We start from the raw sequence: 14815 nt of genomic DNA on the forward strand, positions 1-14815 counted from the left end.
TCAGAACAGACGCACGCGACGGTTTAGGTCACGAGAAATGCGCTTGAGGTTGCGCTTAACAGCTGCAGCACGCATACGCTTGCGTACAGAGGTGGGTTTTTCATAGAATTCACGAGCGCGAACATCAGCTACAACGCCAGCTTTTTCACAGGTGCGCTTGAAACGGCGCAGAGCAACTTCAAAAGGCTCGGTATCACGTACTTTTACACTAGGCATACAAATCTGTCTCAAATCCACAATTGAGTAAAGCGCGAGATTATACCCGCCTGCCAGCTAAATGCAAAACATTCAGGAGGTTTTGTCGTTTTCTCCGACAAACTCGCCGTAGAGGATCAAAGAATGATCGGTGATGCGGAAGTTATGCAGCTTTGCCAGTTCGAGTTGACGTTGCTCGATAATGGGGTCATGGAACTCGACCACTTTGCCGGTTTTCATGCACACCATGTGGTCGTGGTGATCTTCGGTTGCCAGCTCAAACACGGCTTGACCGCCTTCAAAATGGTGGCGATGCACCAAGCCTGCGGTTTCAAATTGGGTGAGGACGCGGTACACGGTAGCTAGACCAATTTCTTCGCCGTTGCCAATGAGTGACTTGTAAATATCTTCAGCACTCAGGTGATGTTCGCGAGAATTGCTTAATAAATCGAGGATTTTAACCCGTGGTTGGGTGATTTTTAATCCGACGCGTCTAATATCCTTCTCTTCCACTCTGCACTCTCCATCCTGAATAGTCTATTATGATGCCCATGTTTACTTTGGACGATACAAGACTAACATGATAAAGCCTATCATTTCACTCACCCTTTCTGCCGTCCTGTTATTGGGCGGTTGTAGCTCTTATAAAATGGAAATTCAGCAAGGTAATTACATCACCCGTGAAGAACTGGCATTGGTGAAACCCGGCATGAGTGCGAGTCAAGTACAAGCCACACTGGGGACGCCCTTGTTAGTCGATGATTTTCATAAAGACCGTTGGGATTATGTGTTCTACCTGAAAGCGCCTGAAGGCACGGTACAGCGTAGTAGCGTCACGGTGTTTTTCCAGAATGGTGTAGTCCGCGATATTCGTAACGATGTTGCGCCCGTGACGGTTAAGCCGAAATAACGGTAATCATAACCACTGACGTAAATAAAAAATGTACTGCCCTTCGGACGATTTTGAAGGGCCTTGTACGATAGCGGCGACCCGTTTGTCATCATCGCGTGCAGCGTCTAGGGCTTCTTGTGCGGTGGGGTAGGCGGTAATGCAGCTCGCTGGGAAACGGTTGCGGTTGGCTTTGCGTTTTGGCATGTAGACGGTAGCGTATGCTGCTTGTGAGACACCTTCACCCGATGGGTCAGGTGGCACCATGCCGTGCATTACGCGTCCTCCGGCGTGCTGGTGTCGTTACTATTGCCGCCTTTTTTCATGACCTTGCCCTCAGCCGCCCGTTGTTTGCGCACGGCTTTAGGATCAGCAAGCAAAGGGCGGTAAATTTCAATGCGGTCACGTTCACGTAACGGTGTATCGAGTTTGGCTAGCTTGCCGAAAATACCTGCTTCTAACGTATCCAGAGCCAGTTCAGGGTAACGCCCCAACACACCAGAGGCTTGGATACCATCGCGTATGCTAGCGCCTTCTGGCACTTGTGCAGTCAGGATCAACTGCTCGTGAGGTAAGGGGTAGACAACTTCAATGCGAAGCGTTTCAGGCGCTGCCATACACTTTTCTCGCTCGTTCGACAAAAGAATCCACTAGCGTATTGGCAACCTGATTAAACACAGGACCAACCACTAGGCTCATGATCTTGTTGGAAAATTCAAAATTCAAGTCCAGCGAAACTTTACACGCACCTGCCTTGAGTTCATCAAAGCGCCAAAAACCATGCAGGTGTTGAAAAGGCCCGTCAATCAGGCGCATTTCAATGGTTTTATTGTGTTGTAAGCGGTTTAGGGTGGTGAATCGTTTGTTCACTGCCCCTTTGGCGATTTCGATACTCGCTTTGACTTGATCGGCATCGCGTTGGTGTTCCACCGCCGTCCTGCACCACGGCAGGAACTGCGGGTAAAGACTAATGCCATCCACCAATTGATACATCTGTGCCGCGCTGTACGGTACTAATGCACTTCGATTAATCTGCGCCATGCAACGTTACTTAGCGGGTACAGGAGCAGCCGCTGGTGCTGGCGTTGCGGCGGCGGGTGCAGCAGCAGGGGCTGGGGCTGGGGCAGAGTTATTCGCTGGGGCGGCTGTCGGTGGTGCAGCGGCTGTCGGTTCAAAGACGGCAAAGCCGGTTGGAATCGCGAAGTCGGTATCGGCTAACGCGTCTTTTTTCAAGCTACTCAATTCGCTACGTGGGCCTTCTGGTAAGGCTTGAATACGTAACGCTAAACCTTCGCGGTGTAAACTGGCTGATCCTTCGCTCGGTGGGGTTGCGCCTTGTGCTTTCGCCGATTCTGCTGCAATGCTGTCCATGTATTCAAACATGCTAACGAGCATTTTGTGGTCAGCCTCGTCCATGCCGCTGGCAGCGATGCACACATCACGCACGGCTTTGTCATCCATTTTGACCGTGGAAATACTGCATTCCATGCCTTGAATGGTTTCTTTGCGTTCGGTTTTTTCCATTTTGATGGCGGGCGGCGGCGCTTTGAGTGCCGCTTCGCTTTGTTGGATTCGTGCTTCAACCTGCTTGCGTTGGTCTTCCGGCATGGAAGCCATTTGCTTTTTCATTTCTTCTTTGAACTGGTTTTGCATTTCGACCACTTTGGTCATGCGTTCACGGGTTTTATCCGGTGTGGTTTCAATGAATTGCTTGGTTTTGGTATTGATGGTGTACAGGGTCTTTTTGGTATTGTCGAACAGCGAGTAAATATCGCTACCGACTTCACCCATGCGCACTTTGTCGCCGTGAATCTGGATGATGGTTTGACGCTCTTGGGGAGCAAACCCGGTATCGGTATAGGTCAATTTAGTGTCTGCTTGAGCAGCACCGACTATGCCGACAGTCATTGCGGTCATCAGGCAACGTGACAAAAAGTTATGATGCATTTTCGACTCCATGTTTTTTTGAGTAGTCAAGCAGGGCTTGTACCCTTGCTAACGGTAAACCTTCATTAACGCGAACTGTTACATAAGGCTCGTTATCCTGCAATGGTTTGTAGTGGGTTAATTGTTGATGCAGCACGGCAATATCGGCATCTGAAGCATCATTGCCCGCTTGTTGACGCTGTAAAATATTGCGTTCCAGTTCAGCGGGAGTGCCATCGAAATGCAGGATGAGGAAGGCGACCTGCATCATACGCGCCAGTTGCTGGAAACGTTGACGTTGTGCGTATTGCAAAAAAGTAGCATCCACGACCACCGCATAGCCATTAGCCAGCGCAAGGCTTGTCAGCTCTGCCAGCCGGTCATAAGTGCGGGTGTTCATGTCCGTGCTGTACAAGTCTTGAGGTGTGCCGTGGTAGTTACGTTTGCGTTCGATGTCCGCCCGTAATTGGATGCAGCCAAGTTGTTCCACTAATGAGCGGCAACCCCACGATTTTCCTGAACCACTCAAGCCGTGCGTAATCAATAACACAGGGTGTTGGGGTTGGGTATACGACTCAGCCAGCGTCAGGTAGTGAGTGCACTGGCGCAGGCAAGCCTCTCGTTCGGTCGTTTCCTGAAGCTGACTGAGCCGCAAGGCTTGAACTTTGGCGCGTACCATGGCGCGGTACACTTTGTAAAACGTGAGCAATGGCAAGGCGGCGTAGTCGCCACTTGCCATTAGCCACTGATTCAGCAGCCGGTTCGCCCATGCGGGTTTGTCTCGGTCTTCTAAATCCATGATCAGGAAAGCGCCATCACTAGCCGTGTCAATCCAACGTAACGCTTCGCTGAACTCGATTCCGTCGAAAAAAGTGATTTCAGCGTCAATCAGGGCTATATTCCCCAAGTGCAAGTCGCCGTGGCAGGCGCGGATGTGTCCGTTCTGTTGGCGCAGCAAGAGTTGATCATGTAGGCAGGCGTAGGTTTGTTGCGTCCAGTTTTCCAGTGAACTCAGGCGTTCTAATAGTGTCTGCTCATGTAGATGCTGGCGTAATGCGAGGAAATTCTGCTGCATTGGGGCGAGCACATGAGTAGGTAGACCATAAGCACTGTCGCTAGGTGTCTGTTCTGCTTGTTGATGAAAGTCCGCAAGACGTGAGGCGAGTACGTCCATGTGTTCCAATGGCAACAGGTTGGCTGACAATAAGCAATCCAATTGCTGGGTGGGGTCGAATTGCCGCATTTTGACCGCATATTCGACAATGTTGGTTGTGTTAGCGGCGCTCGACCCTAAATGGTAATGCCCGTCATGGTATAAAATAGGCACAACTTCCAAGTACAAATTGGGGGCAAAACGGCGGTTAAGGCGCAGTTCCTCTTCGCAAAAGTATTGCCTATCAGCCAGTTGAGAAAAATTGAGAAAGCCAAAGTTGACCGGTTTTTTTATCTTGTAAGCGAATACGCCCGTCAGGAATACGGTCGATATGTGGGTGTGAATTACTTGTATATTGTGTGTTGTATGTGGGTAGAATGCGGGTTTGCGCATTGCCTCCCACAGCGTGTCAGATGTGTGTGAGGACATGCTCCGTCTCTCTTATATGACCCGAAAATATAAGCATAGCAGGAAAATAGTTTGAGTCAGGAAGTAATACAGGAATCCGCCACGCGGCGTTTCTTCAAAGGGTTATGGTTTACCTTGTCGTTATTTGGGCGAGTGTTCCGCATCCTGCTACTGGTGGCGCTGGTACTGGGTTTGCTGCTGGGTATTGTGTATACCTTGGAGCTGGATGAAAAAGTCCGTGATCAATTTGAAGGTAGGCGTTGGGAGTTACCCGCACGGGTTTTTGCCCGCCCTTTGGATATGTACGAAGGCCAGCAATTGTTCGCTGATCACTTGGAAGAAGAGCTAAAGCTGCTCAACTATCGCTCGATTGATAAGCCCATTGAAACAGGTCAGTACCACCGCGAAGGCAGTAAATTTGTCATTAATACCCGTGGTTTTCAATTTGCTGACGATAAAGAACCAGCGCGTAGCATTAAAGTGAATGTAGCGAATGGCAAAATTGCCGCATTAGCTTACGCCGATGGTAAAAATTCGCTCGATTTAATGCGCCTTGAACCGGTCTTGATTGGTAATTTTTACCCACGCAAAAACGAAGACCGCGTATTAGTACGCCAGAAAGATGTGCCGCCGCTGTTAGTGAGTGGTTTGGTGGCGGTCGAAGACAAAAAGTTTTACGAGCATCAAGGTGTGAATCCGCTCGCGATTGGTCGGGCGCTGGTCGCGAATGTGAAAGCCGGTCATACGGTACAAGGCGGCAGCACGCTGACCCAACAGTTGGTAAAAAACTTCTACCTGACCAATGAGCGCAGTTGGCATCGTAAGCTCAAGGAAGCCACGATGGCGTTTCTGCTGGAAATGCGTTACACCAAACAAGACATTATGGAAGCCTACCTCAATGAAATCCATTTAGGGCAGGATGGTGAACGTGCGATTCACGGGTTTGGTTTGGCAGCGCAGTTTTACTTCAACCGTCCGGTATGGGAATTGAAGCCTGACCAAATTGCCTTGCTGATTGGTCTTGCCAAAGGCGCGGGCTATTACGACCCGCGTTTGCACCCTGATCGCGCTTTGGAACGGCGTAATTTGGTGCTGCAAGTGATGCTCAACGAAAGAGCCATCACCCCGGCTATCTATCAAGAAGCTCTGGCGCAGCCGTTAGGTGTTAGCGAGAAAAAGCCTTCAGGGAATAGCCCTTTCCCAGCGTATTTGGATTTGGTGCGCCAACAATTGCAGCGTGATTACAAAGAAGAAGATGTGCGTAGCCAAGGTTTGATGATCTTTACCGCGATGGATCCTATCGTGCAATTGACGGCAGAAACGATTCTGCAAAACCGTGTCGGACGTTTGGAACGTGCTGAGCGCATTCCCAAAGGCAAGCTCAACGGGGCGTTGATTATCAGCAGCGTACAGGGCGGCGAAGTCATGGCATTGGTGGGGAGTCGCGACGTGCGTTACGCGGGGTATAATCGTGCGTTGACCGCGCAGCGGCAAATCGGCTCATTAGTCAAACCTGCCATTTACTTGGCTGCTTTGGAAAATCCGCGCAAATACAACCTCGCCACCCGCATCAATGATGGGCCGGTAACGGTGAAATTAGGGTCAAAGAAATATTGGCAGCCACAAAACTACGACCATTCCAATATGGGGGCGGTGACGTTACTGAAAGCGATTATGCTATCCCGTAATACCCCAGCGGTGCGGGTGGGTGTCGGCGTGGGTTTGGATAAGATTGTGCAAACCCTGCATGATCTTGGTATTGGCGGCGACATTCCTGCTTACCCCTCCATTCTATTGGGTGCGTTAGAAATGGCACCTATCGACGTGCAGCAAATGTACCAAAGCATTGCGGCGGGTGGCTCTTATTCACCGCTCAAAGCGATTCGCAGCGTCATGAATCCACACGGTCAAGTGCTGACGCGCTACCCGCTGACGGTCAAACAAGTGGCTAGCCCTGAAGCAGCGGATTTGCTGACCTATGCACTCCACCGTGTCACGATTGATGGTACGGCTAAAGAAATTGGTGCAACCTTGCCGAGTTGGAAAACCGTTGCGGGTAAAACGGGGACGACCAACGACAAAAAAGATAGCTGGTTCGCAGGTTTTTCGGGTCAGCATGTGGTGACCGTTTGGGTTGGGCGTGATGATAACAAACCCACCAATATGACCGGCGGTACTGGTGCGTTGAAAGTGTGGGCGGATTTGTTCAAGGTCTTGCCCACTAAGCCGCTGCAAGTCGCCAATTCGTCGCGGTTGGTCTGGGTTGACGTTGACCAGTCTACTGGACTGCGCTTTAATCCGGCGTGCGGTAAGGCAGTACGTACCCCGTTCATCAAAGGCACGCAGCCCCAGCAAACCAGCTATTGTGCGCCACCCGCGTCTGCCGGACCGACCGATCCCGTTGCTGCGCCTAGTGCTGCTGCGCCCGCCGCACCAGCACCCGCTGCCCCTGCAAACAAAAAGACTGATCCATCCGGTTGGATCGACAACTTAATGCAATGAGAGTAACCATGACGCTAACGCTTCGTCCTTCTATCGCACTCAGTTTCTTGCTAGTCAGTATTTTATCGGCTTGTTCACCTAATCCCACGGTGTTACAGGATCGGGTCTACGGTAGTCGTGCTGTGCCAGCCCCCGCACCAGCGCCTGTGCAGAAGAAACCGACGGCGGCGGCTAAGGTTATTGCGCCCCCAAAAGTGGTCGCTGCTCCCGCACCGCAACCCAGTAAGGTGATTACGCATCAACCCATGCAAACCCCGCCACCCGTACCAGTGGCGGTTGAAGAACCCACGGTTGCGCCGCCTGTCGTCGAACAGGTTGCGGTGACACCCAAAGCGTATGCGTCGTCACCCGCTGTACAGGCATTGATCAGAACCGCCGATGCTGAAGCCGCCAAGGGTAGTTTAGATAAAGCCGCTGACACGCTGGAGCGGGCGTTACGTATGGAGGGCGATAACCCCGATTTGTGGATGAAACTCGCCAAAATCAACGAGCAGCAAGGCAAGCATGACCAGGCCCTTGGCATGGTGAGCAAGGCGCAAGCCTATCGGGAGCAGCTCAATTAGTTCTTCTGCTGTTATTCAACCAGAGCTGGATCTACCCGATCTATTAGGTGAGTCGGGGCCTTTTGCCGATCTGATCGACGGTTTTCAAGCCCGCCCGCAACAGCAAGCCATGCTAAAAGCGGTGCAGACGGTGATGAAAACACAAGGCACAGCGGTGATCGAAGCGGGGACGGGCGTGGGGAAAACCTTTGCCTACCTCGCGCCTGCCTTGCTGTGCGATGAGCGTGTGATCATTTCTACGGGCAGCAAAACCCTGCAAGACCAGCTTTACCACAAAGATTTGCCCTTGGTTCGCAAGGCGTTGAAGAGTGCAGTCAAAACCGCTTTGCTCAAAGGGCGGGCGAATTACCTGTGCTTACATCGTCTGCAAGCGACGGTGGATGAAGGGCGTTTGCCGGATCGTAAAAGCGTGACGTGGTTGCACCGCATTCGTGATTGGTCGGAATTGACCAGCAAGGGCGATATTGCGGAGCTGTCCGCCGTGCCACACGATGCCGAAATCTGGGGGCGTGTCACCTCGAATACCGAGAATTGTCTAGGGGCGGATTGTGGCGATTACCAAGAATGTTATGTGGTGAAAGCGCGGCGTGCGGCGCAAGAAGCGGACATCGTGGTGGTCAACCATCACCTATTTTTCGCGGATATGGCGCTCAAGGAAGAGGGCTTCGGCGAATTGCTCCCGCTTGCGAATGTGGTGGTGTTGGACGAAGCGCATCAATTGCCTGAAATTGCTTCCACCTTTTTCAGCGATACGTTCAGCAGCCGTCAGTTGCACGATTGGAAACGCGATACCGTGGTGGAGGCGTTGGAAGGTGCTTCCGATATGCCGCAAATCCGTGAATTTCTGGATCGGCTCGAAAAAGCGGTGATGGATTTGCGGCTGGCAATGGATACACCGGGGCAACGTGCGCCGTGGGTACGGATTAGTTCACAACCCGCCATCGTCAAATACATGGAAGAACTTGAGACTTGCATGAAGGATTTGGCGGCTTTGTTAGAACATGCCGCTGAGCGTAGCAAGGGTTTGCAATCTTGCTATGAGCGTTTGCTGGAACAGCAGGCACGGCTAGGGCGTTTGCACAATCCGCCACCCGATACGGTGCAATGGTTTGAAACTTTTACCCGTGGGTTTGCGATTACTACCACGCCGTTGGATGTCGCTGTGCCGTTCAAAAAGTGCATGGATGAGTTGCCGTGTAGTTGGATAATGACCTCGGCAACGCTGGCGGTGGGGCAGTCGTTTGAGCATTTCAACCAGCGTATGGGGTTGGATACAGCGACGACCTTGCAACTCGATAGCCCGTTTGATTATTGGCATAACTCGTTGTTGTATCTGCCTGCGGGGTTGCCTGAACCACAGGATGCGGATTTTGTGTCTGCCTTGGTGGAGGCGGCGATTCCGGTGATTAAAGCGTGTGGCGGACGCACGTTTATGCTGTTTACCAGCTATCGGGCGCTTAATGAGGCGGCGGAATTGTTGCAAGACCGTTTTGAGTATCCGCTGCTGATTCAAGGGGAATCGCCGCAACGCGATATGATTGAACGCTTTCGTGAACTGGGCAATGCGGTCTTACTGGGGACGGCGAGTTTCTGGGAAGGCGTGGATGTGCGTGGTGAGGCGTTGAGTTGCGTGATTATCGACAAGCTGCCGTTTGCTGCCCCCAACGATCCGGTGATGGAGGCGCGGCTGGACAGTATTCGCAAACGTGGTGGCAATCCGTTTGGCGAATACCAGATTCCGCAGGCGGTGATTACCTTGAAGCAGGGCGTGGGGCGGCTGATTCGTGATCAACAGGATCGTGGCGTGCTGATGATTTGCGACGTGCGCTTGCGTACCCGCAGTTATGGCAAGACGTTTTTGGACAGTTTGCCGCGTATGCCACGTACCCAGAAGCTGGACATCGTGGAACGTTTTTTTGCTGGAAATTTGAATGAAACTACTAGCCCTTGATACCTCGACCGAAGCCTGTTCTGCTGCTGTGTATGCGGATGGCGCGACCTTTTGCGAATTTGCACTGACCCCACGGGCGCATACCCAACTGATTTTGCCGATGGTGGAAACTGTGTTGGCGGCGGCGGGGCTGCGGTTGGCGGATGTCGATGCGCTTGCCGTCGGGTGTGGCCCCGGTGCGTTTACCGGCATTCGTATTGGCGTGGGTGTGGCGCAAGGCTTGGCAATGGCGGCGGATAAGCCCGTGATTGCGCTGTCTACGTTGGCGGCATTGGCGCAGCAAGCATACATGCAGCACAGCGCAACACAGGTGTTGGTGGCGTTGGATGCGCGGATGAACGAGGTGTATTGGGGGCAATATGCGTTGCAGGATGGGCTGATGCAATTGCAGGGTGTTGAGCAAGTGTGTGCTCCGGCGGATGCACCATTGCCTGCAACGACGGGCTGGTTTGCGATTGGGCACGGTTGGTCGGCTTACGCAGAGGCTTTGCAAATGCGGTTTGGCGACAAACTCAGTGGGGTGGATGCGGAATCGTTGCCTGCCGCTGAATTTATGTTGCCGTTAGCCATTGCCGCGTGGCAAGCGGGTAGGGCAGCCGCGCCGGAAGAGGCGCAGCCGGTTTACTTGCGGAATAAGATTGCGTTGACGACGCAGGAACGCTTGGCTAGTCAACGCCAAGGTTTGGTGGCATAGTCAAACTGTCATCTGATAAATGCTAAGTGAGGAAAAGTCATGGAGTGGCAAGCTGTTATTGACAACCCGTTGTTGCACGATCTGCCTTTTAAGATTGAACTGAACAAATGGGGAAAGATCCTGATGAGTCCTGCGAGTAACAATCATGGGCGGTTGCAATATTTGATTGGTTCACGGCTGGAAAGAGGCAAAGGCGGTGGGACAGTCATCATGGAATGTTCCGTCCAGACTACCGATGGCGTGAAGGTTGCTGATGTGGCGTGGGCATCTGATGCCTTCATCGCTGAAAATGGTTTCCAGACACCCTACAAGGTTGCCCCTGAAATTTGTGTCGAAATCACCAGCCCTTCCAATTCCAAAGCGGAAATGGAGGAGAAAGTGCAGCTTTATCTGGCAAAGGGCGCAAAGGAAGTCTGGGTGTGTGATGACCGTGGGCAAACACGCTACTACGCCCATATTGGTGAGATAGAGCGTTCCTGTGAAATCTTAGACGGTTTTTAGAACAACTCTATCTTCGTATTACAATCCCAGTATACAAAAGCCTCCATGCGTATTGAGGAGCTTTTCGCAGGAACTAGCTAGTTCTAGCAGCATGTTAGCAATTCTCACTCTATTCTGTTCAAGCCACGGCTCTTTATCTTTTCTATATCGAGAACATTTATGATGAAGTATGTTAGATGCTTTACTGTCATCGTTGACAAGCAAGTATGCGGCAGTCCTCCACTCCATAATAAGCATTTGACCAACAGTTGTTGATATATCGGTTACTCCATAGGGGTTGTAGTTTGAAACACATTTATCAATAAGGCTCTCCGTTACATTAAAGTCATCTTCTGCGATGAATAAAGAGCTAGGTTGCCAGTGTTTGCCCAAATATGCTCTCGGCGCAATCTCGATGTAACATGTACCTTCAAAATCTCGTGTGTGATGTATAACGAATGCCATTTAATTTCTAGATAGTGTTTTGACCCATAGCGCCGTACCACCCGCTACGCCGACAGGCATGGCAAAGAAATTCAGCACCGGAATCGCAGTCATCAGCGACAGCAGCCACCCAAATCCCAACGCTTCGCCGCGATTTTTCTTCAACGTCACCAGCTCATCTTTGAAAAACAGGTTGTGGTTGCCCATCGGGTAATCTGCGTATTCAATTGCCAGCATCCACGCGCCAAACAGCGTCCACGCCACGGGCGCAATGATATTAACTACGGGAATCATGGTGATAATCAGCACTAAAATAAACCACTTACCCATGTACCACAGCTTGCCGAGTTCGCTGCGGAAGGTGCGCACGATCAGCGCGGGCAGGCTTTTGTAACCTTCAAATTCAGGGACGGGCTGCCCGTTCAGACGTGCTTCCACCCGTTCCGCGAGTACCGAATTGAAGGGTGCGGCAAGAATATTGGCGACGATGGAAAATACGTAAAACACCACGAAGAAAATCAGCACGGCGAAAATCGGCCACAGCAGCCATTCTAACCACGTCAACCAGTTGGGCAACAGGCGCGTCATCCAGTAGTCGAGTTGACTTTTTGCCAGCCAAATCCCACCAGAAAACAATACGATATTGATTAGCAGTGGCACGACCACAAACGGGCGAATACCTTTTTGTGTGATGAGTGATAGCCCGCTAAACACGTAGCCGAAGCCTTTGAACAATCCCGTTATCATTGTGTATTCCCTGTTCCCGATAGTGATGGTGTGGCTATACTGTAGCGCATTTAGCGAACCGATTTAAGTTAAGGAGTTTTAACCATGCAGCCATTCATGCAAGCGATGACGTTCCGCCATGCCTGTAAAAAGTTCGACCCAACTCGCCAGATTCCAGCGGATGATTTCCAGCAGATTTTGGAATTCGGACGTTTGTCGCCGTCGTCTTTTGGGATGGAGCATTGGCATTTTGTGGTGGTGCAAACGCCGGAATTGCGCGAACAGTTGCGGGAGGCTTGCTGGGGGCAGCCGCAAATTACCGAGAGCAGCCATGTGGTGGTGATTTTGGCGAAAACCGCAGCGGTCGAACCGTACAGTGCGTATGTGCAGCGTTTGTTCGGGCGACGTGGTTTGCCAACTGAGGCGGAACAGGCGTATTTGGCGCGGTATGCGGCGCACAATGACAGCGAAATCAAGCCGTATTTGAATACTTTCGCGTGGAGTTCCAAGCAGTGCTATATCGCACTGGCGAATATGATGACGGGTGCGGCGAGTATGGGGATTGATTCTTGCCCGATTGAAGGTTTCTCGAAGCCGGGGGTGGAAGAATTGTTGGCAGTGGATACCAGCCAATACGGCGCGGCAGTGGTGGTGACGTTTGGCTATCGTGCGGGCGAACAGCCAGCGAAATTGCGCCAGCCCTTGGCGGATTTGGTGGAATACCGTTGAACACATAGTTATGTGCTACACTCTATTCTGTGTTACTGACAAGCGAGCTTTCCCATGTCTACTACCGTCAATTTCACGGGTTCTGTTGACCGCGATTTGTTGCGCCGTGCTAAGGTGATTGCGGCGAAATCCGATACTTCCATTAACGCACTGTTCAATGCTGAATTACGTTATCTGGTGGAAACTTTTGAAGCGGCGGAAGTTGTCAGTAACCAGAATTTCCGCACGCTATTGAATTTTTCATTGGGCAGAATCGACGATCTGCAAGCAATGGAAGCTTTGGGAATTGAGAGTGCTGAAGATTTATTTCTGTTGATGGTGCAGGCACACCTTCCCATGCCGCGCTTGCCGGATAGCGTGACCCAGGGGATGGTCGAGGTTCTGAATGCGTTGCCTCTGGCGGCGGTCGCACATGGCTGATCGTTCCGTCATCCTGCTGGCAGATGCAGGCCCGTTGATCACTCTGGCTTACGCGAATGCGCTGGATGTACTGCTGTTACCCGGTTGGTCAGTGCAAATGGTCGATATGGTGCTGTATGAAGTGACTCGTCATGCAACGCCTACCAGTCAAAAAATTGCCCAGTGGGTGGCACAACAGCCTTTAGTTGTGCGGGAAACTCGTGTTTTCCAACGTTACACGCAAGCCTTAGCGACGGGTGCATTACCTCGTAAAGCCAATCTCGGCGAACTGGCTGTGCAGGAAGTGATGACTGATTTTGCCCTGATTCCTGAGCCGCCGACGGGTATTTTTCTGTTTGAAGATCACAAAATTGCTCGTGCCAGTTTTTTGTTGCCGGAACAGTGTCACAAGATCAGCACCCGTGCCTTTTTGCAATTTCTGGAACAAAAAGGCTTGGTGGAATCGGCGGCTGAGATTGAGCGTAGGGCAATACAGGCAGGTCGGGCGTTTTCGCAGCTACGGTTTCCGCCTGCGTAACACAATTGAGGAAGTCAAAATACATGAACCGACAAGGCAACGTCATTTTCTACACCACCTCTAAGCAACAAATCCGCGTTGAAGTGCATTTCGAGGATGAAACCTTCTGGCTCACTCAAAAGCGCATGGCGGAACTGTTTGGTGTTCAAGTACCAGCTATCACTAAACACCTGAAAAATATTTTTGCGGAAGGTGAATTGCTGGAAAATTCAGTTATTTCCATTTTGGAAACGACTGCCGCTGACGGAAAACGATACCAAACCCAATTCTACAATCTCAGAGTGGGATGAATACAATGATTGATTACCTCAAAGGTGCGTTTACTTATTTATTGGTGATGTTCCTGATAGTTACTTTGTATACCGAGTTATCCCATTATTGGAGTACCATCGGTGGCGTTAGGGGAGATCTGGTCAAGTTTGAAATCCCATTGGTGTTGCTCCTGTTATTTATTTTTTATTTTCCAACCATAAATAATAGAATTATTCGATATTTATTTCCGGTAGTGCCTGTTCTTGTTTTATATCTGTCGGTAGATATTTTCTATGGATTTTTGGGGCGTTCTCCCAGACCCTCTGATTTTCAAAATATTAATATGGTTTCTGATTTCTCAGTTGGATTGATGTTTTTGATTTTTTTCTTGGGTTTTCTGATCTGCTTTCCTGTTGTGATGCTTTTTTATAAGGCATATCAAAATCGTTCATTTAAAGATATAATATATTCTGTATTATTCAGGGTGCTGTCGGTTTCTCTTGTACTATTTGTATTTTTATCTGATACGTTTGCTGACTATCGTGCTTCTAGTTATCAATATACGGAATGGTCACAAGAAAAGTCTATAAAAGAAAATGGTAGATTTTCCAGCTTTATTTTTTATGGTTATCAAGAAAAGAAAAATTTTTCTCTTCTTAATGAGTATGGCAAGAAAAATATAGATATAAAAGAAATCTTGTTTCCTAATATAGTTCGGCATCCTCGTAATATTCATATTGTTGTCTTGGAAAGTTTTATTGATCCAAGACTCTTGCTCAATATTAACTTTAACCGTTCTCCTTTAGCGAATGAGTTGATATCTTATTTATTGCCAGCTAGTTATAACTTCTCTCATGTCATCTCCCCTGTGTATGGTGGTAATACTGCTCAGGCAGAGTTTGAATTGCTGACTGGCATGTAACTGAACAGTCCCCCCTTACCCAAACGCACTAAATTTGCGACACT

At 50.3% G+C, this 14815-nt stretch carries 19 protein-coding genes; 11 read left to right on the forward strand and 8 right to left on the reverse strand.

The annotated features are described in order from the left end of the window. Both rpsU and fur read right to left on the reverse strand, forming a co-directional pair. Entirely contained in the window at positions 1 to 216 is a 216-nt protein-coding gene (rpsU, locus tag J1836_RS16645) for a 30S ribosomal protein S21 (RefSeq protein ID WP_093068446.1), read from the reverse strand. A gap of 72 nt (positions 217 to 288) precedes the next feature. Next, on the reverse strand, positions 289 to 708 hold the full coding sequence (gene fur / locus J1836_RS16650; RefSeq protein WP_207252246.1) for a ferric iron uptake transcriptional regulator: 420 nt from the start codon (positions 706 to 708) through the stop codon (positions 289 to 291). A gap of 67 nt (positions 709 to 775) precedes the next feature. Between fur and J1836_RS16655 the strand changes: the two genes are divergently transcribed. Next, positions 776 to 1105, forward strand: a complete 330-nt coding sequence (locus tag J1836_RS16655; protein WP_207252247.1) for an outer membrane protein assembly factor BamE — start codon at positions 776 to 778, stop codon at positions 1103 to 1105. 6 nt (positions 1106 to 1111) lie between these two features. Here the strand turns inward: J1836_RS16655 and J1836_RS16660 are convergent, their stop codons facing one another. From J1836_RS16660 to J1836_RS16680, 5 genes are read right to left on the reverse strand one after another with little or no spacing between them, the layout of a single operon-like run. Further along, complete coding sequence (locus tag J1836_RS16660; protein WP_242632893.1) at positions 1112 to 1351, reverse strand: hypothetical protein; 240 nt, start codon at positions 1349 to 1351, stop codon at positions 1112 to 1114. An 8-nt stretch (positions 1352 to 1359) separates the two neighbouring features. Further along, positions 1360 to 1701, reverse strand: coding sequence for an RnfH family protein (locus J1836_RS16665; RefSeq protein WP_207252249.1), 342 nt, complete (start codon positions 1699 to 1701; stop codon positions 1360 to 1362). Next, complete coding sequence (locus J1836_RS16670; RefSeq protein ID WP_207252250.1) at positions 1688 to 2125, reverse strand: type II toxin-antitoxin system RatA family toxin; 438 nt, start codon at positions 2123 to 2125, stop codon at positions 1688 to 1690. The genes J1836_RS16665 and J1836_RS16670 overlap by 14 nt, the downstream gene beginning before the upstream one ends. Before the next feature lie 6 nt (positions 2126 to 2131). Then, positions 2132 to 3031, reverse strand: a complete 900-nt coding sequence (locus tag J1836_RS16675; protein ID WP_207252251.1) for a hypothetical protein — start codon at positions 3029 to 3031, stop codon at positions 2132 to 2134. Continuing rightward, positions 3021 to 4592, reverse strand: a complete 1572-nt coding sequence (locus tag J1836_RS16680) for a bifunctional aminoglycoside phosphotransferase/ATP-binding protein (protein ID WP_207252252.1) — start codon at positions 4590 to 4592, stop codon at positions 3021 to 3023. The genes J1836_RS16675 and J1836_RS16680 overlap by 11 nt, the downstream gene beginning before the upstream one ends. Before the next feature lie 51 nt (positions 4593 to 4643). On the opposite strand from J1836_RS16680, the gene mrcB reads away from it, so the two are divergent. From mrcB to J1836_RS16705, 5 genes are read left to right on the forward strand one after another with little or no spacing between them, the layout of a single operon-like run. Next, on the forward strand, positions 4644 to 7073 hold the full coding sequence (mrcB, locus tag J1836_RS16685; protein WP_207252253.1) for a penicillin-binding protein 1B: 2430 nt from the start codon (positions 4644 to 4646) through the stop codon (positions 7071 to 7073). Positions 7074 to 7081: 8 nt separating this feature from the next. After that, positions 7082 to 7636 carry a tetratricopeptide repeat protein gene (locus J1836_RS16690; protein ID WP_207252254.1) on the forward strand — a complete coding sequence of 185 codons (555 nt, stop codon included), beginning with the start codon at positions 7082 to 7084 and terminating at the stop codon, positions 7634 to 7636. Between the two features lie 25 nt (positions 7637 to 7661). After that, complete coding sequence (yoaA, locus tag J1836_RS16695) at positions 7662 to 9587, forward strand: DNA repair helicase YoaA (protein WP_504970741.1); 1926 nt, start codon at positions 7662 to 7664, stop codon at positions 9585 to 9587. Continuing rightward, complete coding sequence (gene tsaB / locus J1836_RS16700; protein ID WP_207252255.1) at positions 9568 to 10281, forward strand: tRNA (adenosine(37)-N6)-threonylcarbamoyltransferase complex dimerization subunit type 1 TsaB; 714 nt, start codon at positions 9568 to 9570, stop codon at positions 10279 to 10281. Before yoaA ends, tsaB begins: the two co-directional genes overlap by 20 nt. A gap of 39 nt (positions 10282 to 10320) precedes the next feature. Beyond that, positions 10321 to 10782, forward strand: a complete 462-nt coding sequence (locus tag J1836_RS16705; RefSeq protein WP_207252256.1) for a Uma2 family endonuclease — start codon at positions 10321 to 10323, stop codon at positions 10780 to 10782. Positions 10783 to 11226: 444 nt separating this feature from the next. On the opposite strand, the gene cysZ is transcribed toward J1836_RS16705, so the two are convergent. Then, positions 11227 to 11952, reverse strand: a complete 726-nt coding sequence (cysZ, locus tag J1836_RS16710; protein ID WP_207252257.1) for a sulfate transporter CysZ — start codon at positions 11950 to 11952, stop codon at positions 11227 to 11229. Between the two features lie 84 nt (positions 11953 to 12036). On the opposite strand from cysZ, the gene J1836_RS16715 reads away from it, so the two are divergent. Genes J1836_RS16715 through J1836_RS16735 form a run of 5 tightly spaced genes read left to right on the forward strand, consistent with a single transcriptional unit; the run spans position 12037 to position 14771 of the window. Next, positions 12037 to 12660 carry an NAD(P)H-dependent oxidoreductase gene (locus J1836_RS16715; RefSeq protein ID WP_207252258.1) on the forward strand — a complete coding sequence of 208 codons (624 nt, stop codon included), beginning with the start codon at positions 12037 to 12039 and terminating at the stop codon, positions 12658 to 12660. Between the two features lie 54 nt (positions 12661 to 12714). Next, the gene (locus tag J1836_RS16720; protein ID WP_207252259.1) at positions 12715 to 13080 is read left to right on the forward strand and encodes a hypothetical protein; all 366 of its coding nucleotides are present in this window, start codon (positions 12715 to 12717) and stop codon (positions 13078 to 13080) included. Beyond that, the gene (locus J1836_RS16725) at positions 13073 to 13597 is read left to right on the forward strand and encodes a hypothetical protein (protein ID WP_207252260.1); all 525 of its coding nucleotides are present in this window, start codon (positions 13073 to 13075) and stop codon (positions 13595 to 13597) included. The genes J1836_RS16720 and J1836_RS16725 overlap by 8 nt, the downstream gene beginning before the upstream one ends. 23 nt (positions 13598 to 13620) lie before the next feature. Then, positions 13621 to 13887, forward strand: coding sequence for a virulence RhuM family protein (locus J1836_RS16730; RefSeq protein WP_207252261.1), 267 nt, complete (start codon positions 13621 to 13623; stop codon positions 13885 to 13887). 5 nt (positions 13888 to 13892) lie between these two features. Continuing rightward, positions 13893 to 14771: an LTA synthase family protein gene (locus tag J1836_RS16735; protein ID WP_207252262.1), complete on the forward strand. Its 879-nt coding sequence runs from the start codon at positions 13893 to 13895 to the stop codon at positions 14769 to 14771. Positions 14772 to 14815: the final 44 nt, after the last annotated feature.

It is taken from the genome of Thiothrix fructosivorans (genome assembly GCF_017349355.1).
GTDB classification, from domain to species: Bacteria; Pseudomonadota; Gammaproteobacteria; order Thiotrichales; family Thiotrichaceae; genus Thiothrix; species Thiothrix fructosivorans.